Genomic DNA, 19,411 nt, shown 5'->3' with positions numbered 1-19,411 from the left:
AAATCAATAAATAGACCGCCGGATCGGAGTACGTCGTGGAAGACGTTATACGGGAGATTCGTATCCGCGGGGCGTTGCAACAACCCGAATGGAGCGACCTACCCCAGGTCAATCGGGTGGGCGAGGCACTGGCCTCTCGCCCTGCCCTGGTCCAGCCGGACGACCTTGCGACCTTGCGAACCCTGCTGGGAAAAGTCGCGCTCGGAGAGGCGCTCGTGCTGCAGTCCGGGGACTGCGCCGAGGATCCGCAGGAATGCACACGTCAACATGTGGCGCGGAAGTCCGCGCTGCTCGACCTGCTCGCGGGGACCCTCGGTCTGCGGACCGGAAAGCCGGTCCTCCGCGCGGGCCGTATCGCGGGGCAGTTCGCCAAGCCCCGTTCCAAGCCCACCGAAGTCATCGACGGGGTCGAACTTCCGGTTTTCCGTGGGCACATGGTGAATGGACCGGAGCCGGACCCGGAGATCCGCCGGCCCGATCCGCTGCGCATCCTCACCGGCTACATGGCGGCCGGTGACATCGTCGAGCACCTCGGCTGGCGCGACCGGGCGGCCGGCCGCGACGTGGTCGAACCCCTCGTGTGGACCAGCCACGAGGCACTGCTGCTCGACTACGAGGCGCCGATGCTGCGCGTCGACGACAAGGGCCGGCTGTTCCTCGGCTCCACCCACTGGCCGTGGATCGGCGAGCGCACCCGTCAGGTCGAGGGCGCCCACGTCGCACTGCTGTCGCAGGTGGCCAACCCGGTGGCGTGCAAGGTCGGCCCCGGCATGGAGCCCGACGAGCTGCTCGCGCTGTGCGAGAAGCTCGACCCGTGGCGCGATCCGGGCCGGCTCACGCTCATCGCGCGGATGGGCGCCGAGAACGTGGCGGACCGGCTGCCGAAGCTCGTCGACGCGGTCCGCGGCGCGGGCCACCCCGTGGTCTGGCTCAGCGACCCGGTGCACGGCAACACCGTCACGGCGCCCGGCGGGTACAAGACGCGCCTGGTGGAGACGGTGGCGCTGGAGGTGTCGCGGTTCGTCGAGGCCGTGCGCGGCGCGGGCGGCGTGGCCGGCGGGCTGCACCTGGAGACCACTCCGGACGACGTGACCGAGTGCGCCTCGACCGAGGCCGACCTCGGCTCCGTCGGCGACCGGTACACCTCGTGCTGCGACCCCCGGCTCAACCCGGCCCAGGCCGTCGCCGTGGTGTCGGCCTGGACCGTCTGACCGGTCGGCCGTCACCGCGCCACGTCCTTCGCGCCACATCCTCCGCCCCGCTCTGCGCGCCCCACCACGCCCGCGCATCAAGCAAAGAACCGGAGCCATGACCGGCATACCCCCCATCCAGTCGTACCCGTTACCGGCCGAGGGCGAGCTGCCGCCGGCCACCGTGTCCTGGACCGCCGAGGCGGACCGCGCGGTCCTCCTCGTCCACGACATGCAGCGGTACTTCCTAGAGTCCATCCCCGAGAGCACCAGGAACGAACTCGTCGGCAACGCGGCGCGGTTGCGCGACCGCTGTGCCGGCCTGGGCGTCCCGGTCGCCTACACCGCCCAGCCGGGCGGCATGACCGACGAGCAGCGCGGCCTCCTCAAGGACTTCTGGGGCCCCGGCATGCGCCCCGCCCCGGAGGACCGCCAGGTGGTCGACGCGCTGGCGCCGGCCCCGCAGGACTGGCTGCTCACCAAGTGGCGCTACAGCGCCTTCTTCCGGACCGACCTGCTGGAGCGGATGCGCGACACCCGCCGCGACCAGCTCGTGCTGTGCGGCGTCTACGCCCATGTGGGCGTGCTGGCCACCGCGATCGAGGCCTTCACCAACGACATCCAGGTGTTCCTCGTCGCCGACGCCACGGCGGACTTCTCCGCCGAGTACCACCGGTCCGCGCTGAAGTACGCCGCCGAGCGGTGTGCCCGGGTCACCACCGTCAAGGGGCTGTTCGGATGACCCGCGACCTGCCCGGGACCCCCGGGCCCGACAGCGGTCCCGACCTGCTCGCCGAGGTGCTGGCGGGCCGGCCGGAGGCCTTCGCGCTGCTGCACCGGCCCGGTGCGGCCGGGGACACCGGTCCGGTGGTGGAGGTGCTGACCGGCTCGGTCGCGCTGCCCGCCACGCTGGCCGAGATCCCGCTGCCCGGTGCGGAGGCGGCCGCCGCCGCGGCGCCCGTCGTCGGGGACCGGCACGAGGTGCTCGTGGTGGTCCCCTACCGGCAGCTCGCCGAGCGCGGCTTCGAGGCCGCCGACGACGGGACCCCGCTGGTGGCGATGACCGTCACCGGCCAGCAGCGGCTGCCGCTGGACCGGGCGCTGGCCCGGATCCCGGACGTGCCGACCCCGCTGGCCGGCGGTGCCTTCGACGTCGACGACGAGGCGTACGGCGAGGTCGTGGGCCGGATCGTCAAGGAGATGATCGGCACCGGCGAGGGCGCGAACTTCGTCATCAAGCGCACCTTCGTCGCCGACATCACCGACTTCGGGCCGCTGAGCGCGCCGGCGCTGTTCCGCCGGCTGCTGGAGCGGGAGAGCGGCGCCTACTGGACCTTCCTGGTGCACACCGGGGAACGGACCCTGGTCGGCGCCTCGCCGGAGCGGCACGTCAGCCTCCGCGACGGCATCGCGGTGATGAACCCGATCAGCGGCACCTACCGCTACCCGCCGTCCGGCCCGACCCTCGCCGGCGTGCTGGAGTTCCTGGCGGACCGCAAGGAGACCGACGAGCTCTACATGGTGCTCGACGAGGAACTCAAGATGATGGCCCGGATCTGTCCGGACGGCGGCCGGGCGGTGGGTCCCTACCTCAAGGAGATGGCCCGGCTCGCGCACACCGAGTACCTGATCGAGGGCCGGACCGATCGCGACGTGCGGGACATCCTGCGCGAGACGATGTTCGCGCCCACCGTGACGGGCAGCCCGGTGGAGAGCGCCTGCCGGATCATCCACCGGTACGAGCCGGGCGGGCGCGGCTACTACAGCGGAGTGGCCGCGCTGATCGGCCGGGACGCGGCGGGGGAGCGGGTCATGGACACCGCGATCCTGATCCGCACCGCGGACATCTCCGAGCAGGGGCGGATCGGCATCGCGGTGGGTTCCACCATCGTGCGGCACTCCGACCCGGCCTCGGAGGCGGCGGAGACCCGGGCCAAGGCGGCCGGGCTGGTCGCCGCGCTCGACGGCGGGGAGCAGCAGCGCTTCGCCGGCCACCCGAGCGTGCTCAGGGCCCTGGAGTCGCGCAACGAGTCCGTCGCCGACTTCTGGCTCGCCGACACCGCGTCCCGGGTCTCCGCCCGGCCCGAACTCGCCGGGCGCAGCGTGCTGGTGATCGACGCGGAGGACACCTTCACCTCGATGATCGACCAGCAGCTGCGCTCCCTGGGCCTGCGGGTCACGGTCCGCCGGTTCGACGAGGAGTACGCCTTCGAGGGCCACGACCTGGTCGTGATGGGGCCGGGGCCGGGCGATCCGCAGGAGGCCGCGCATCCCAAGATGCGCCACCTGCGGGCCGCGCTCGACACCCTGCTCGCCGAACGCCGGCCGTTCCTCGCGGTGTGCCTCAGCCACCAGCTGCTCGGACTGCGGCTCGGGCTGCCGATCCGCCGCCGCGCCGTGCCCAACCAGGGCGTGCAGAAGGCGGTCGACCTGTTCGGCGGCGCCGAGCGGGTCGGGTTCTACAACACCTTCGCCCTGGTCGCCGAGGCGGAGGAGTTCGCCGCCGAGGGCGTGGGCCGGGTCCTGGTGAGCCGGGACCCGGAGAGCGGAGAGGTCCACGCGCTGCGCGGTCCCGGCTTCGCCTCGCTCCAGTTCCACCCCGAGTCCGTCCTCACCAGGGAGGGGCCGCGGATCGTGGCCACCGCCCTGTCCGGACTGCTCGGTCCGGCGCGGGTCCCCGACCCCGCCTGAGCCGCCCGCCGCCCGGCACCGCCGGGCGGCCGGGCCGCCCCAGGACCGCCGGGCCGGCGCTCTCCCCCGTGAGTGCCGGTCCGGCTCCCCCCCTGCCCGTGGCCGCGTCGCGATCCGGCGCGCGGCCCGGCGCACCTCGCTGTCCGAACGAGGCACACCCGCGCCGTCCGAACGAGGCGCATCCGTGTGCTCCGGCCGGGGCGCACCCGCGCGCCCGGCGCCGAGGTGCGGCACACCCCCGCCGCCGAGCCGCGGCCCGCATTCCCCATGACGAGAAAGACGAGAGCGGGAGGACCCATGCACAAGTACGTCGTCGTCGACGCGTTCGCGCGCCGGCCCCTCACCGGCAATCCGGTGGCGGTCTTCTTCGGGGCCGACGACCTGTCCGGCGAGCAGATGCAGCGCATCGCCCGGGAGATGAACCTCTCCGAGAGCACCTTCGTCCTCACCCCCAAGCAGGGCGGGGACCACCATGTGCGGATCTTCACCCCGGTGAACGAACTCCCCTTCGCGGGGCACCCGTTGCTCGGCACGGCGATCGCGCTGGGTGAACACACCGAGGCCGACACGCTGCGGATCGAGACCGCGATGGGCGTCATCCCGTTCGACCTGGAGCGGGTGGACGGCCGGACCGTCGCCACCAGCATGCGCCAGCCGGTGCCGGTCTGGGAGCCGTTCGAGCGGGCCGAGGAACTGCTGTGGGCGCTCGGGGTGAGCTCCTCGACGCTGCCGGTGGAGATCTACCGCAACGGCCCGCGGCACGTCCTGGTCGGCTTCGAGAGCGTCGAGGCGCTGTCCAAGGTGGACCCGGACCACCGTGCGCTGGCCCGGTTCCCGGACATGGCGACCAACTGCATCGCCGGCTCCGGGACCACCTGGCGCAACCGCATGTTCTCGCCCGCGTACGGGGTCGTGGAGGACGCCGCGACCGGCTCCGCCGCCGGGCCCATCGCCATCCACCTGGCCCGGCACGGCCTGGGCGTCTACGGGCGCCGGATCGAGATCACCCAGGGCGTCGAGATCGGCCGCCCCTCGCCGATGGGCGCGCTGGTGCACGGCGAGGGCGACCGCGTCGACAGCGTCGAGGTCTCGGGCCACGGTGTCGTCACCATCGAAGGAGTGCTGCATGTCTGACCAGTCCGTCCAGTCCGTCCAGTCCGTCCAGTCCGATCAGTCCGACCGGCCGGTCAGGGCCGACCAGCCCGACCGGAAGCGGTCCGAGTCGCTGACCGGGACCGTCGCGCTCGACTTCCCGGAGTTCCGCACCCCGCCGGCCGAGCCGATGGGCCTGCTGAACTCCTGGCTGGCGGCCGCGGCCGAGCACGGCGTGCGGGAGCCCCGCGCGCTCGCGCTGGCCACCGCCGACGCCCGGGGCCGCAGCTCGTCCCGGATCCTGGTGATCAACCGGATCACCGAGACCGGGATCGTCTTCGCCACCCACGCCGACAGCCAGAAGGGCCGGGAGCTGGTGGAGAACCCGTGGGCGTCCGGCGTCCTGTACTGGCGCGAGACCAGCCAGCAGATCGTGCTGGCCGGCCCGGTGCGGCAGCTGCCCGACGCCACGGCGGAGGAGCTGTGGGCGGCCAGGGCGGTGTTCACCCACCCGATGACCACGGTGTCCCGGCAGAGTCGGCCGGTGGAGGACCTCGAGCACTTCGAGGAGCTGCGGGCGAAGGCGCTGGAGCTGGGCCGGCCGCGGCAGCCGCTGCCCCGGCCCGCCTCCTACGTGGCCTTCGAACTCGTCCCCGACGCGCTGGAGTTCTGGGCCGACGGCACCGACCGACTGCACGAGCGGCTGCGCTACGACCGCACCGCCGACGGCTGGGGGATCAGCCGGCTCCAGCCCTGACCCCCCGCGCGGCCCGCCGCGCACCCCGACCGGCCCTATCTCCCGAGGAGATGTCATGACCTCGCCACAGATCTTCACCGACCACCACGACCTGCGCGCCCGCAACCGCCGGGCCGTCGAGCAGTACCTGGAGACCGGCCCGGAGGCCCGGCTGCGCCGCTACACCCTCTACACCGAGGACGGCACCGCCGCGCTCTTCTACACCGACATCGGCCGGCCGATCGTCGTCACCGGCCGGGAGAAGCTCAAGCGGCACAACGAGCTCTCGCTCGAAGTCCTGCCCGACTGGCGGTGGTTCGACGTCCGCGTGTACGAGACCCAGGACCCGGGCCAGGTCATGGTCGAGTGCGACGGCGAGGGCACCATCCGCTTCCCCGGCTATCCCGAGGGCCACTACCGCAACCACTTCATCCACGGATTCACGCTCCGGGACGGCCTCATCGCCGCCAGCCGCGAGTACACCAACCCGATCGAGCACATGAAGTCGCTCGGCATCGAGACCCCGCACATCAGGCGGGACTGGATTCCCACCGACTGACCCGTCGGGCAGGGAGTCCGGGTGCCGGACGCGCGCACGAAGGAGATTCGATGGAGTTCCACTCGTGTCCCAGGAACCACGGACGGGAGGTCCCCGCAGCCGCGGGGTCCGTCCTCTGCGGCCCGTGCATCAGGCAGTTGGAACACACCCTGCGGGCCCTCCCGGAGCTGCACCAGGAGTGCCTGCACCACATCCAGACCGAGCCCCGGCGGCGGAACCCGACCCGGGTCTCCGGGAGCCGTCGCCGGGACCGGCTGAACCTGTCCGCGATCGACGCCCGCAACAACATCGTGGCGATCCTGGAGTCCTGGTCGCGCTTCGCCGCCGAGCGGCTCGGCACCACCGCGGTGATCCGCTCGGTGCCGCACCTGACCCGGTTCCTCGGGCGCCACCTGGACTGGCTCACCGCACAGCCGCCGGCCGCCGACTTCGCCGACGAGATCGAGGACCTGCGGCTCGAACTGCTCAACGCGATCGACCCCGAGGCCGGCGACCGCGCGGTGCCCACCCGGGCCTGCGTGGTGGACGGCTGCCCCGGGACGATCGACGCCTCACCGCAGCACCACAACGGGGGACGGACCAGCGTCGGCTGCTCGTCCGGACATTCATGGGGGATACGCGAATGGCTCACGCTACGGCACCTCTTGGACCAACCGCGAACGGCGGCCGTCTGAGCCGGCCGCCCAGGCACCGGCTCGTGCCGACGAACGTGGCCGCGCTCGCCGCGGGCGTCTCGGAGGCGACCATCCGCAAGTGGGTCAGCCGCGGCAAGATCACCCGCTACGGCACACCGGGCCGCTCGGAGTTCGACATCCAGGAACTCACCGAGATCGCCCTGCGCCGCCGGTCCTGACCGGCCGCCGGTGCCGACCCGGCGCGACAACCCCGCGGATCCATTGCCGGGCGGGCGGGAACACCGCCCGTCAACGGATCCGCGGGAGCTCCGGGACCGGCCGCGCACGGCGGCCGGGGCGCCGCACGAGGGGCCGGGGCTCTCCGCGAAGGAGAGCCCCGGCCCTCAGGGGTTGTCCGACAATTCGCGCTCATGCGACGTGAATTGTCGGACAACCCCTCGCCGTCAGCGCTTCTCGTAGATCCGCTTGTGCCCGCCGATGCCCGCCAGCCGGAACGGCCCGGTGGTCCCGGCCGGGGTCGGGTGGTCGCCGCCGTCGGTCGGGAAGCCCCACTCGTGCAGCTCGCGGTAGCGGTCGTAGCCGATCGGCTGCCGCCGCTCGATCGCCGCCCGGTGCGCCTCCGTCCGCAGGTGCTCCCGGTAGCCGGGCACCACCGTCCCGGCGAAGAACTCCGCGACGCTGCCCGAGCCGTAGCTGAGGAAGCCCACCGCCTGCCCGTCGAGGTCTTCCGCGCTGTCGAGCAGCGCGGCCAGGCCCAGGTACACCGACGCGGTGTAGCTGTTGCCGATCACCGCGTTGTACCCGGTGGTGCGCCCGAGGGCCCGCTCGACGGCGGCCTCGTCGGTGTCGTGCCCGGCGGAGTTCAGCAGGTGCCGGTGCGCCTTGTAGGCCATCTTGGTGAACGGCTGGTGGTAGCAGAAGGCGCCGAAGTCCTCCAGCGGCCGGCCGCCCTGCTCGGAGTAGTCCTTCCAGGTGCCCTGCACCGCCTGGAGGTAGGCGCCGATGGACTCCTGGCCGTCGACCAGTGCCGCGTCGCGGTAGTTCGGCCGCCAGAAGTCCATCACGTCCGCGGTGAACAGGCCCGAGGGGTCCTCGATCCGCACCAGCGCCGGGTCCGCGGTCACCAGCATCGCCACGGCGGCCGCGCCCTGGGTCGCCTCGCCGGGGCTGTCCAGCTCGTACTTGGAGACGTCGCTCGCCACCACCAGGACCTTCTGGGACGGGTCGCGGTGGATCAGGCCGAGGGCGAACTGCAGGGCGGCGGTGGCCCCGTAGCAGGCCTGCTTGAGCTCGACCACCCGGGTCGCCGACGGCAGGCCGAGCAGCGAGTGGACGTACACGCCCGCGGCCTTCGCCTGGTCGATCGAGGACTCGGTGGCGAACACCAGGGTCCGGATCCCGTCCGTGCCGTGCCGGGCGACGATCGGCGCGGCGGCCGCGGCGCCCAGGGTGACGATGTCCTCGTCGGCGGCCGGCACGCTCATCGACCGCTGGCCGATGCCCGTGTGGTACTTGCCGATCGGGGTGCCGTTGTACTCCGCGAGCGCGGTGTGCGGCAGCACGAACTCGGTGGTCGCGAACGACAGATCGTGAATTCCGACAGTGGCCCCGTTGGACATCGCTATACCCCGACCTTCTCCGTGTTGCCGCGTTCCAGGTGGACGTGGGCGCGCATCAGCTCGCCCGGGTTGGTCTGCGCCGCGAGCAGCGACAGCTCGCCGCAGAGCACGGTCGCCGCCGCGATGACGGCGAGCCGGCGGGCGTTCTCGCCGGGCTCGCGGTCGGCCCGGCAGCCCAGCCGGGCCAGGTTGGTCTCCACGAAGGCGAGCCCCTTGCCGTTGCCGACCGTGCCGACGATCAGGTTCGGCAGGGTGCAGGCGAAGTACAGGTCGCCGTCGCGGTCCTCGGCCATCACGACGCCCTGCGAGCCCTCGACGATGTTGGCCGCGTCCTGGCCGGTGGCCAGGTAGAAGCCGAGCAGCATGTTCGCGAAGTGGGCGTTGGCCGAGCGGATGCCGCCGGCGAGCAGGGTGCCGAGCATGTTCTTGCGGATGTTCAGCTGGACGATCTTCGCCGCGGTGGTGTGCAGCACCCCGGTGACGACCTCCCGCGGCACCAGCAGCTCGGTCACCACGTTCTTGCCCCGGCCCAGGATGCCGTTGACCGCGGTGGCCTTCTTGTCGGTGCAGTAGTTGCCCGAGATCGACCCGTAGGAGATGCCGGGGACGGTCTGCAGCAGGTGCTGCAGCAGCACGTCGGAGGCGAGGGTGGCCATGTTGTGCCCGGAGGCGTCGCCGGTGGTGAACTCGAACCGGACGAACAGCAGGTTGGCGTTGATCTCGTGCCGGACGCCGACGAGTTCGGCGAACCGGCTGCAGCCGCGCACCACTTCCTGCAGCTCCGCGAAGCGGTCCCGGATGCTCCGGGCGGCGGCCAGCGCCGTCCCCGCGTCGGTCGCCTCGACCAGCACCGAGCGGGTCATCCGCTCGTCGACCAGGGTGGCGACGATGCCCTGCTCGGCGAGCATCGAGACCTTGGCGCCCCGGCCCACCGAGGGCCACAGCGGCGACTCGTAGGTGGCCAGCGGGACATGGGTCTCGGTGGTGGTGACGTTGCCCGAGATGCGCACCGGACCCACCCAGCGCATCGGGACGCCGGCGATGGCGTGGTCCTCGGTCATCGGATGCCTCCGGTGGTGGTGGTCCCGGCGGCGGAACGCCGGGCGAACTGCGCGGTGTCGATGCCGCGGTCGGCGCAGAACTCGCGCAGGGTGCCCTGGATCAGCAGGTCCCGGCCGGTCAGCGCGGCCGGGGTGGCCGCGCCGAGCATGGTCATCAGCGCCGCCAACTGGTCCAGCCAGCTGGTCAGCTGGGTGACCAGTGCCTCCACGCCCTCGTCCATCAGGGTGCGCAGGAAGGTGCCGGACGCCCCGACGCCGTTGGCGCCGAGCGCCAGGGCCCGGGCCACGTCCAGCGGGTGGCGCACGCCGCCGGAGGCCAGCACCGGCAGGTCCACGCCCCGGCTGTCCAGGAGACACGCGGCGGTGGACAGGCCCCAGCCCTCCAGGAAGGTGTAGTCGCGCAGGTCGCGCCGGCCGTTCTCGATCCGGGCGAAGTCGGTGCCGCCCCGGCCGCCGAGGTCGGCCACCCGCACGCCCAGGTCGCGCAGGACCAGGACGCTCTCCCGGCTGAGGCCGAAGCCGACCTCCTTGACGATGACCGGGACACCCACGCCCTCCACGATCCGGCCGATCTGCGGCACCCAGGCGGAGAAGGAGCGGTCGCCCTCCGGCATCACCGTCTCCTGGACGGTGTTGATGTGGATCTGCAGCGCGTCGGCCTTCAGCAGGTCGACGGCGCGGCGCGCCTTGTCGACCGAGGCGGTGGCGTTGACGTTGGCCAGGACGAAGCCGTCCGGGTTCTCCTCGCGCAGCACGCTGAAGGTGCCGGCGCAGGACTCGTCCTTGAAGTAGGCGCTCATCGAACCGGAGGCGATCGGCACCCCGGTCTCCCGGGCGGCGATCGCGAGGTCCCGGTTGATTCTGCCGGTCATCTCGCTGCCGCCGGTCATCGCGTTGATGTACAGCGGGACCGGCCAGGAGAAGCCGGCGAAGTCCGTGGCCAGCGACACGTCCGGGCGGTCGATCCCGGCCAGGGCGTGGTGGACGAACGTCACCTCGTCGAACTGGTTGCGTCCGACGTGGCCGTGCTGCTGCTCGACCGCGAGCCGGACGTGGTCGTCCTTGCGTTGAGAGATCATTCCTCGTTCCCTTCCGTGGCGGGACGCAGGTCCAGGGGTCGCACCCCGGCCGCGGCCCACCGTTCCCGTAGGTGGTCGATGTCCGGCGAGGCGCCGGTGGCCCCGGCGTGGGAGTTGTGGGACGCGGCGGGACCCGGGGCGGTCCGGGTGCCCGGGGCGTCGGGGGTGGCGCGGGTGTCGGGGGTGGCGCGGGCGCCAGGGGCTTCCGGGGCTTCCGGGGCGGTCCGGGTGTCCGGCACCTCCAGCAGGGCGATGCCGCAGTCACCGCCCCCCGCGCCGGAGGGCTTGGCCGCGCCGCCGACGGCCTCGGCGGTGTCGCACAGCGCCGTCAGGGCGGGCGTGAAGACGCCGAGCCCGGCCTCCTCGTCGAGCCGGGCCAGCTCCCGGCGGGCGCGCCGGACGCTGTCCAGCAGCGCGGGCCGGTCGCCGTGTTCGAGCGCGTCGGCGGCGGCCCGCACCAGGTCGGCGCTGGCGGCCACGAACCGGCGGTGCGGCGGGGTGCCGCGCCAGGCCCTGCGGTGCAGCCCGGACACCAGCTCCGTGGTGGAGGCGGGGGTGCCGGTCCAGCCGACCTCCAGCGCCACCCCCGGGGGCGGCGGCAGCCGGCGCACCTCGAAGCCCGGCCAGGGCTCCGCCAGCGCCCCGGCCACCCCCCGCCGGCGGACCAGGTCGAGCACGGCGGCCCGGTCGGGGGCCCGGTAGGCGATCCAGCCGCCCCAGGTGCTGGCGGCCAGGTCGCCGCCGGAGCCCTTGGGGTCGAGTTCGGCCGAGGCCAGCAGCGCCAGCCGGTACCGCTCCTCGGCCGACAGCGTCAGACCGCAGTGCGCGGCCACCGCCGCGACGGTCGCCACGGTCACCGCACCGCTCGACCCGAGGCCGAACTTGACCCCGTCCTGGTGCAGCTCGCTGCTGATCGCAATGTCCAACTCCGGCGCCGGGCGCCCGTGTTCGACCAGCAGTCGGGTGACGGTCCGGAGTGCGGCGAGCACATGGGCCAGCTCCCGGCGGGCCCGGTCGGCGTCCTCGACCCCGACCGGGTCGAGCCGGTCGCCCCGGCGGAGCCAGCGCACCGGCGCCGCGAGGAGGTCGGAGGAGACCGCCGTCCCGGTCCCGGCGGGCTCGGTGACGGTGGCGGTGACATACCGGTCGACCGCCACCAGGACCGCCGGGTTGCCCGGCTCCACCACCGCGTACTCGCCCGCGACGAACAGCTTGCCCGGCGCGCGCCGGACCACCGGCGGGCGGCCGGTGGTCACGCGTCCGCGTCCAGCAGCCGGGCGCCCGGTCCGGGGCCGGCGATGTGCACCGAACCGCCGCGGACGGCCTCGCGGACCACCCCGGCCACCCGGTCCGCCTCGGACCGCCGACAGAGCACCTTGACGTTGGGACCGGCGTCCATGGTCGCCCAGGCCGACACCCCGGCCCGACGCAGCTCAAGCACCGCGTCCAGCACGGTCACGGTGGCCGCCGAGAGGTAGCGCACCGCCGGGCGGGCCGCCAACATGGTGGCGTGCATCCCGAGCGCGTTCCGCTCGGCGACCTCGCCCACCGCGTCCAGGTCGGCCCGCTGCAGCGCCTCCCGCATCTCGGCCAGGTCGGCCTGGCTGGAGGCGGCCCACGGCCGGTACAGCGGCGAGGTGGCGACGGTGCGCCGCATCGCCTCGCGGCTGGACACCGCCTTCGGGCCGGCGTCGACCACCGCGACCACCAGCGCCGGGTCCAGCGCGGCCACCGGCACCGGGACCGGTTCGGCGTAGGAGCCGAGGTCGGGGTCGCCCCCGCGGTCCGGCTGCCCGGCGTGCCAGATCGCGAAGCCGCCGAAGACGGAGCGCGAGGCCGAGCCGGAGCCGCGCCGGGCCAGCCGGGACAGCCCGGTGGCGTCCAGGCCGAGTCCGTACGCGGCGCCGGCGGCGGTGGCCAGCGCGGCGAAGCCGCTCGCGGAGGAGGCCAGTCCGGCGCCGGTGGGGACGGTGTTGCGGGTGTCCACGACGGCCCGCAGCGGGCTTCCGGCGCGTTCCCTGACCAGGTCGAGGAAGGCCGTCACCCGGCGGCGCGGCTCGCCGTCCAGGGGCGCGCCGTCGAGTGTCACGGTGTCCTCCCCGGCCCCGGGGTCGAGCCGGACCCGGGTGGTGGTCGGGAACACGTCCAGGGTCATCGAGAGGCTGTCGGTCCAGGGGAGGACGAGCTGCTCGTCCCGCTTGCCCCAGTACTTGACCAGCGCGATGTTCGGGTGGGCGACGGCGGTGGCGTCCCCGGCGGCGCTCCCGGTGCCGGGGCGCGGGCGGGTGGTGACGGTCGGCTGCTCAGCGGCCATGGCCGGGGTACTCCCTCAGCGGTACGGACCAGGTCTGGACGGCGCCGGCGGCGAGCAGCGCGCGGGTGACCTCCGCGGCCGACTCCTCGGACGCCAGCGCGATCACGCAGCCGCCCATGCCGCCGCCGGTGATCTTGGCGCCGAGGCCGCCGGCGGCCAGTGCGGCCGAGACCATCCCGTCGATCCGGTCGGTGCTCAGGCCGCCCGCGCGGAGCAGCTCGTGGTAGTCGGTGAGCTGGGCGCCGAGCTGCTCCGGCCGGCCCTCGGCGAGTGCCAGCCGGGCGGTCCCGGTCAGTTCGGAGGCCCGGCGCAGGAAGGCCTCCTGGGTGCCCGGCCGCTGCCGGAAGCCCTCGCGGAGCAGCTCGACGGCGTCCTTGGTCCGGCCCGCCACGCCGCTGTCGGCGACGATGAACAGGCCGTCGCAGCCGATCGGCAGCTCCTCGGCCCGGCCGGCCCGGAACAGCAGCGGGGCGGTCGCGCCGACGGCCATCGCGTCGACGCCGCTGGCCCGGCCGTGGGCCACGTTCTCGGCGGTCTGCACCAGGTCGAACGCCTGCTGCGGGGTGACCTCGCGCTCGAACAGGTCGGCCAGCGCGTGCACCACGGCCCGCGCGCAGGCGGCGCTGGAGCCGAGGCCGCGGCCGACCGGGATCGCGCAGTCGATGATCACATCGAGGTGCAGGCGGTCGGGCACGCCCATGGCGGCCCGGAACTCGGCGGTCAGCCGGTGCAGTCCGCCGGAGGCCTGGGCGGCCTTGGGCCGGGACTCGGAGCCGGTCATGGTGAGGGAGAAGTCGTCCGGGTCGGCCGGGGACTGCGCGGAGTACCCGGCGGTGGCGGTGACACCCAGCTGCGGGAGCGGGAGGGCGAGCGCCGGGGCTCCGTAGACGACCGCGTGCTCACCCAGCACGATCGCCTTGGCCCGGGCCCGGCCGGTGCCGACCGGCCGGGCGCCGCGGTTCTCCGACAACCCCTCGGGTGCGGCGGGTAGGGACAACGAACTCAGCTCCCCGTTTCGTTTCTGCATGGAGATCGCTCATCCAGAGTTCTCGGAAGGAAGGAATCCGGTGGCGGGCGGGAATCCGCCGGCGGGGCCCGGGTGCCGCGTCGGGCGCGGCACGCGGGCCCGGGCCGGGACGGAAAAGGGCCCGCCGGGGACCGTGTTCGGGTCCCCGGCAGGCCCGGGTGGTGCGGGTGCCGCGTGTTACTGCTCGGCGACGAGCATCTTCTCGACCGGTCGGCGCCACTGGTAGTACGACTGGATCTTGTGGTACTCGCCCTTGGGCGTGACCGTCACGCCGTAGACGAAGTTGCGGCCCTCGGTGCTGTACGGGGCGTCCTGGACCAGCCGGGTGATCTGCGGGGCGACGGTCACCGGCAGCGCCAGCGGCTCGGGCGTCATGACGGAGTAGGTGATCCGCGAGATCTTCGGGGAGTCCCAGCTCAGCGTGGCGTACATGACGAACGCCTTCTCGTTGAAGGTCAGCAGCTCCTCGCTCGGGGCCGGCAGGCCCAGTTCGGCGAGCAGCGAGCGGACGCCCTCGGGCGCGAAGGTCTCCCGCGGCACCCGGCCGGAGGCCCCGCCGCCGAAGTAGAGGTTGACGGTCCGGCTGCCGTAGTCGATGCCGACGGTGCTGACGATGTCCGACAGGCCGTAGCGGTCGAACAGCTCCAGGTTGGCGGTGATGCCCTCCGGCGCCGACGGCAGCGCGGCGACCTCGCGGACCGTCAGCAGCCGCTCGATGGTGGGGAAGGACCAGGTCTTGGTGAACCCGGCCCGGACCCCGAAGTCGACGCCGCAGCTGTCGATCGGGAGCTCGCCGTGGACCTCGGCCAGCAGCTTGCCGACGGGGTGGTCGGTCTTCTCGGCCAGGCCGTTCGCCAGCGCGACGGCGTAGGGGTCGAGGCCCCGGGGGAGCATGGTGAACCGGCAGTCGAGGTCATCGGCACCGAGCGGGCTGTTCTGCACCCGGAAGGAGATCACCGACTCCGGCAGCACGTCCTGGTAGGCGGTCAGGATCGGCCACACCGTCTCGCGCTCGAAGGGCACGTCCACCACGCGGGCGGTTCCCTCGATGGCCGTGTAGAAGTCCTCCAGGAAGGCGCTTTCCGACATTCTTCTTCCACCTGTCCAATCGTGGCGTCTGTGTGGATCGGGGGGTTCGTCGCGGGTCGTACACAGCGCGACGTCGCACAGCCGTCAGCCGCGGGCCGGACACCCGCACCGGACACCGGGCGGGTGCGTACGCCGAGGCACACGCGGGTGACGGACGAACCGAGGGAATCACTGCCGTGCCGACCGAAGACCTGGTCCGACCTGCGCGGACCGGCGGTTCTGGCACTCAACACCCGCCCCCGGAACGGGTTTTGGGCAGGGTGGGCGTGCAGAAATAGTGACACGCGCCCCGCCCGGGGGCCAAGCCCCCCGGAAAGTGACCTGGGTCACGCCCCCGGGTCCGACCCCGGGATCCCGGACGCGGGGGGTATTCGGCGGCACGGGGCGGCCCGGTCTGGCATGATGTCCACGGTGTCGGGGTGCTAGCTCAATGGGTAGAGCAGCGGACTTTTAATCCGTAGGTTCAGGGTTCGAGCCCCTGGCGCCCCACCGATGCGAAAGGCCCGGGCCGGAGAACCTCCGACCCGGGCCTTCGTCGTCCGGCGCCCCGGCCCGCCGGCGGTCAGCGGTGGGCGACCAGGTAGCCGAGGCCGGCCGCGATCCCCGAGCTGATCAGGCCGGAGGCCAGCACATGGAGCCGGGCGGGCACTTCGAGCAGCAGCCGGACCCCGCCGATCCGCAGGTCCAGCACCGGCGCCGCCGCCGTGTCCTGCGGCCCGTCCGCGGCGACCGATGACGCGGCGACCGGGGATACGAGGGCCGGGGCCGTGGCGACCTGCGCGACCGTGGCGCCCCGGGTGGCCGGGTCGGCCGCGGGGTCGGGGTTCTGCTGGGGCTGGTGCGACATGGTGCACTCCTGCGCGGTGGGCCGGGTCCGGCGGACCCGGTCACCACCGGCATAGGCGCCGACCTGCCCCGCTCCCCACGCCGGGACCGGCCAAATGCCCTGGCGGACAATTGTTCTGACTGACCGTTGGCGATCCGCGGACCGGTGCCTATAACGCCGGTCGAGGGCAGCGCGGTGTGCGGCGCTTGATTTTCAGGAGGGTCGATGGTGCAGGTCGAGCGGAGCGGTGCCTGGCCGCAACCGACGCCACCCCGTAGAGCTCCCGGTGCCGCCGAGCGGCTTGCGGCCGCCCCGTCGGCCGCGACCGACGAGTCCGCGGTCCGGCGCAAGGCGGACCAGGCGCTCGTGGACCGGCTCGCCGCCCGGGGCTGGACCGGCCCCGAGTACGTGGTGCTGGAGGCCGGGCTGCTGGAACGCGGCCGGCGGACCCTGCACCGCTGGATCACCACCGGCGAGATATACCGCCGCTGCTTCGACAAGGGCCGCCCGCTCCAGGGCGACCAGGCCGAGCGGACGGCCCTGCGGGAGCGGCTCGACGAACGGGAGTCGGTGGTCGGCGAGGCGGTCACGCTCGCCTGGCACCGGTTCCGTGAGCACGCCCTCGTCGGCGGCGACTGGAACTGCGACGGCGGCGCCACGCTCGCCTCGTACTTCGTCGGCGCGGTGCTGCTCGCCTTCCCCGACGCCCACCGCCGCTGGCTGCGCGAGCACCGGCGGGAGCCCGAACCGCTGCCGGCGGACGGCCTGCCCGAGACCGCGCACGGCACCGGCCCGGCGGCCGACGAGGTCTTCGGCGACGCGGAGCACGGACTGGCCGCCGCCGAGGAGTTGATCGCCGGGTTGCAGCCGGGCATCGGTCCGGAGCGGTGCCGCGTGATCGCACAGATCGTGTACGGACGGGCCTGTGGCATGTCCGATGGGGAGATCGGCCGAGTACTCGGCATCTCGGCGGACGCGGTGGCCATGCGGATGCTGCGGTTCCGCGGGACGCTCGATGCCGGCCAGTAGAGCCCGACAGACCAGAACGGAGGAGGACGCACTCATGACCAATCCCATGCCCGAGGCCGTCACCGGCGACCTGATCCGTTGGGCTCGACAGGTGCTGTCGTCGGCGGGCGGCGCCGACGCGGAGACCGCCGCCTGGGCGGCCGAGCTGGCGGGGCTGTCCGTGCCGCCGGACGGCCCGGCCGAGGTGGACACCAGCGGTCTCACCCCCGACCTGCGGAGCTTCCTGGGCACCCTGGCGGAGTCCTCGGTCTCCCCGGGGCTCGCGCTGGAGGAGGTCGAGCCCCACCCCGGCCCGGAGCGCTGGCCGGACGCCCGTGCCCTGGAGGTGGCCCCGATGGAGGATGTCTCCTTCCACCACTTGGACGGGCAGCGCCGCCTGCTCGTGACCCTCGATGTCAAGTTCTTCGGCGCGGAACGACAGGAGCCGTTCCTTCGCTGGGTGGCGGCGATCCTCGAGGCGGCCGCCCGACTCGTGGGCTGGGAGGAGCCGGCGGCCGCGGAGCAGGCCGGGGACGGGGTGCTGTACCTCCTGCCGGAACGGGTGGACCGCCCCTCGCTGGGCCTCTGGGTGCGCCACCTGGTCGCGGAGCTGCCCCGGCATGTGCCGCCGCAAGCGCTGGCCCTGTGGATCGGCCGGCGCGGGTCCGAGGAGTGGGAGGACCAATGGGTCCGCAGCAGCCGGAGGGTGCGATCGCTGGTGGCGAGGCGCGAGTCTGCCGCAGGCCGACTCGCCCCCGGGCTGTTGGCCGTGGTGGTGGAGGAGGAGGTGTTTGCCGGACTCGGCGGCAGGGCCGGGCGGGTGCTCGGCATCGCGGGGGACGGCTGGTACCGCTTCGAGGGTCCACCGGGGCGGGGCGGGTACTGGGCCGCGGCACTGCCCGGTGTCGCGGGTGCCTCGGGTGCCGGCCCGGGAACGTCCTCCGGTGCTCCGCCGGAGCTGCTGCTGCTGGGAGAACTGGTCGGCAGAGTACGCGAGCTGGTCTGCGCGCTGATCCGGGACCGTGCGGGCGGACGACGGCCTTGGCCTTCGCTGCTGGAGGAGCTGAAGGGCTTCGCGGTTACCTTGGCGCTGCTGGACCAGCTGGTCGCGCTGCCGGATCCGCTCTCCCTGCGCGAACTCTCCGGCCAGGTCTCCACAGCGGTCCGCGAGCTGGACGAATTCGGGTTGACCGGGCGGGCGGCCTGTGCGGAGAGCGCCGAGCGACGCCTGTTCGGACTGGTGCTGCTGCTCGGCCCGGTCGTGCCGGAAGGCGGTGGACCGTCCGTCGCCGGACCACCGGCGCCGCCAGTGCCGCAGGTGCCGCGATTGAGGCGGTCGGGATTACAGCTGACCACGCCGAGCATGCGAGCGATGCACTCTGACGATCGGTTTGTATGATCCAAAGTGGGTTCGTTGGGGGACATCGGACCCGTACGGAGGGCCGCGGACGGCGCGGCCGGGGGTGTTCGTCGGTTATTGCGACCGTCGTACGTGCAACCCGGGAGCGGTCTCGACCGTCTCTCTGTGTGCAGTGCGTCCGGTCGTAGTGGGCGCAGCGTCCGCCGGTGAAAGGTTCAGGCATGTCAGGTCAGTGGGGCGAGGGTCCGGCTCGCGGTGACGACGCGCCCGGTGCGCTCACGGCCGACGGTGCCGCCGGCGGTGCACCCGGCACACCCGGTGCCTCGGTGCCCGGGCCCCGGCCCGGCGGCCGCGCCGAGGCCCGACGGGCCGCCCAGGGCAAACCGGGCCAGGCCCAGGCCGGAACGCCTCAGGCCCAGGCCGGGCCGCCCCCGGCCGGTGGCGGCGGACGGGCCGCGGCCAGGGCCGCCGCCCGCAAACCGAAGCGCGACGTCAAGAAGATCGCCGCCTGGTCCGCCGCCGGCGCGCTCGTCCTGGTGGCCGGGTGCGGTGGGCTGATCTACTACAAGCTCAACGGCAACATCAAGTCCTTCGACGCGGACGCGATAGCCAAGGACCGCCCGCCGGAGGCGCAGGCCGACGCGGACGGCAACAAGCCCGTCAACCTGCTGCTGATCGGCTCCGACAGCCGGGGCAAGAACAACTCCGACCTCGGCGGCGGCGAGGACGGCGGCGCCCGCTCGGACACCACGATCCTGCTGCACGTCTACGCCGACCACAAGCACGCCGTGGGCATCTCCATACCGCGCAACGCGATGGTGGCCATACCGTCCTGCAAGCTGCCCAACGGTAAGTGGAGCAAGGGGACGAACAGCGAGCTGTTCAACGCGGCCTTCTCCACCGGCGGCACCGACGACGGCAACCCCGCCTGCACCCAGAACACCGTGGAGAAGCTCACCGGGATCCGGGTCGACCACACCATGGTGGTGGACTTCCAGGGCTTCTCGGCGATGACCAAGGCGGTGGACGGCGTCGATGTCTGCCTGCCCGAGGACATCTACGAGAAGGACCTCAACGACAGTCTGCCCAGCAAGGGCGCCGTGGTCCTGAAGAAGGGCCCGCAGA

19 protein-coding genes and 1 tRNA gene are annotated in these 19,411 nt (G+C 73.3%); 12 read left to right on the top strand and 8 right to left on the bottom strand.

The window, feature by feature from the left end; genetic code table 11:
- Positions 1–35 precede the first annotated feature (35 nt).
- The 8 genes from VR45_RS16880 to VR45_RS46965 all read left to right on the top strand — a co-directional run bounded on the left by VR45_RS16880 (position 36) and on the right by VR45_RS46965 (position 7,121).
- Entirely contained in the window at positions 36–1,211 is a 1,176-nt protein-coding gene (locus VR45_RS16880; RefSeq protein ID WP_045940584.1) for a 3-deoxy-7-phosphoheptulonate synthase, read from the top strand.
- Positions 1,212–1,308: 97 nt separating this feature from the next.
- Positions 1,309–1,932, top strand: coding sequence for an isochorismatase family protein (locus VR45_RS16875; RefSeq protein ID WP_045940583.1), 624 nt, complete (start codon positions 1,309–1,311; stop codon positions 1,930–1,932).
- A complete protein-coding gene (locus tag VR45_RS16870; protein WP_045940582.1) occupies positions 1,929–3,881 on the top strand; it encodes an anthranilate synthase family protein in 1,953 nt (650 codons plus the stop codon). Before VR45_RS16875 ends, VR45_RS16870 begins: the two co-directional genes overlap by 4 nt.
- Before the next feature lie 297 nt (positions 3,882–4,178).
- On the top strand, positions 4,179–5,015 hold the full coding sequence (locus VR45_RS16865) for a PhzF family phenazine biosynthesis isomerase (RefSeq protein WP_045940581.1): 837 nt from the start codon (positions 4,179–4,181) through the stop codon (positions 5,013–5,015).
- Positions 5,008–5,730 (top strand): phenazine biosynthesis FMN-dependent oxidase PhzG, encoded by a 723-nt coding sequence (gene phzG / locus VR45_RS16860; protein ID WP_078896589.1) that lies wholly within the window; start codon positions 5,008–5,010, stop codon positions 5,728–5,730. The genes VR45_RS16865 and phzG overlap by 8 nt, the downstream gene beginning before the upstream one ends.
- A 55-nt stretch (positions 5,731–5,785) precedes the next feature.
- Positions 5,786–6,268, top strand: coding sequence for a PhzA/PhzB family protein (locus VR45_RS16855; RefSeq protein ID WP_045940580.1), 483 nt, complete (start codon positions 5,786–5,788; stop codon positions 6,266–6,268).
- Positions 6,269–6,405: 137 nt separating this feature from the next.
- On the top strand, positions 6,406–6,942 hold the full coding sequence (locus tag VR45_RS16850) for a hypothetical protein (protein ID WP_234326000.1): 537 nt from the start codon (positions 6,406–6,408) through the stop codon (positions 6,940–6,942).
- Between the two features lie 23 nt (positions 6,943–6,965).
- Positions 6,966–7,121: a hypothetical protein gene (locus VR45_RS46965; RefSeq protein WP_157855447.1), complete on the top strand. Its 156-nt coding sequence runs from the start codon at positions 6,966–6,968 to the stop codon at positions 7,119–7,121.
- A gap of 225 nt (positions 7,122–7,346) precedes the next feature.
- Here the strand turns inward: VR45_RS46965 and VR45_RS16845 are convergent, their stop codons facing one another.
- The 7 genes from VR45_RS16845 to VR45_RS16815 form a co-directional block, all read right to left on the bottom strand.
- The gene (locus VR45_RS16845; RefSeq protein WP_045940578.1) at positions 7,347–8,522 is read right to left on the bottom strand and encodes a hydroxymethylglutaryl-CoA synthase; all 1,176 of its coding nucleotides are present in this window, start codon (positions 8,520–8,522) and stop codon (positions 7,347–7,349) included.
- A gap of 2 nt (positions 8,523–8,524) precedes the next feature.
- On the bottom strand, positions 8,525–9,583 hold the full coding sequence (locus tag VR45_RS16840) for a hydroxymethylglutaryl-CoA reductase (RefSeq protein ID WP_030397801.1): 1,059 nt from the start codon (positions 9,581–9,583) through the stop codon (positions 8,525–8,527).
- Entirely contained in the window at positions 9,580–10,662 is a 1,083-nt protein-coding gene (fni, locus tag VR45_RS16835) for a type 2 isopentenyl-diphosphate Delta-isomerase (protein ID WP_045940577.1), read from the bottom strand. The genes VR45_RS16840 and fni overlap by 4 nt, the downstream gene beginning before the upstream one ends.
- On the bottom strand, positions 10,659–11,918 hold the full coding sequence (locus VR45_RS16830; RefSeq protein WP_063772496.1) for a phosphomevalonate kinase: 1,260 nt from the start codon (positions 11,916–11,918) through the stop codon (positions 10,659–10,661). Before VR45_RS16830 ends, fni begins: the two co-directional genes overlap by 4 nt.
- Positions 11,915–12,976, bottom strand: coding sequence for a diphosphomevalonate decarboxylase (gene mvaD / locus VR45_RS16825; protein WP_078896588.1), 1,062 nt, complete (start codon positions 12,974–12,976; stop codon positions 11,915–11,917). The genes VR45_RS16830 and mvaD overlap by 4 nt, the downstream gene beginning before the upstream one ends.
- Positions 12,966–14,003, bottom strand: coding sequence for a mevalonate kinase (gene mvk / locus VR45_RS16820; RefSeq protein WP_078896587.1), 1,038 nt, complete (start codon positions 14,001–14,003; stop codon positions 12,966–12,968). Before mvk ends, mvaD begins: the two co-directional genes overlap by 11 nt.
- Positions 14,004–14,180: 177 nt before the next feature.
- Complete coding sequence (locus VR45_RS16815; protein WP_045940576.1) at positions 14,181–15,092, bottom strand: aromatic prenyltransferase; 912 nt, start codon at positions 15,090–15,092, stop codon at positions 14,181–14,183.
- Positions 15,093–15,508: 416 nt separating this feature from the next.
- On the opposite strand from VR45_RS16815, the gene VR45_RS16810 reads away from it, so the two are divergent.
- Positions 15,509–15,581, top strand: a tRNA-Lys gene (locus VR45_RS16810).
- 73 nt (positions 15,582–15,654) lie between these two features.
- Here VR45_RS16810 and VR45_RS16805 read toward each other — a convergent pair.
- Entirely contained in the window at positions 15,655–15,939 is a 285-nt protein-coding gene (locus VR45_RS16805) for a hypothetical protein (RefSeq protein WP_045940575.1), read from the bottom strand.
- Between the two features lie 204 nt (positions 15,940–16,143).
- On the opposite strand from VR45_RS16805, the gene VR45_RS42400 reads away from it, so the two are divergent.
- The 3 genes from VR45_RS42400 to VR45_RS16790 all read left to right on the top strand — a co-directional run.
- On the top strand, positions 16,144–16,947 hold the full coding sequence (locus VR45_RS42400) for a hypothetical protein (RefSeq protein WP_052709149.1): 804 nt from the start codon (positions 16,144–16,146) through the stop codon (positions 16,945–16,947).
- 34 nt (positions 16,948–16,981) lie between these two features.
- On the top strand, positions 16,982–18,325 hold the full coding sequence (locus VR45_RS46960) for a hypothetical protein (RefSeq protein ID WP_045940574.1): 1,344 nt from the start codon (positions 16,982–16,984) through the stop codon (positions 18,323–18,325).
- A 182-nt stretch (positions 18,326–18,507) separates the two neighbouring features.
- On the top strand, positions 18,508–19,411 hold a 904-nt coding region (locus VR45_RS16790; protein WP_234325999.1), incomplete at its 3' end, for an LCP family protein.

Origin of the sequence: Streptomyces sp. NRRL S-495, from assembly GCF_000966955.1 — a bacterium.
Lineage (GTDB): Bacteria > Actinomycetota > Actinomycetes > Streptomycetales > Streptomycetaceae > Kitasatospora > Kitasatospora purpeofusca.
Note: the sequence above shows the minus strand (reverse complement) of the source record. Positions and strands in the feature narration are given on the sequence as shown.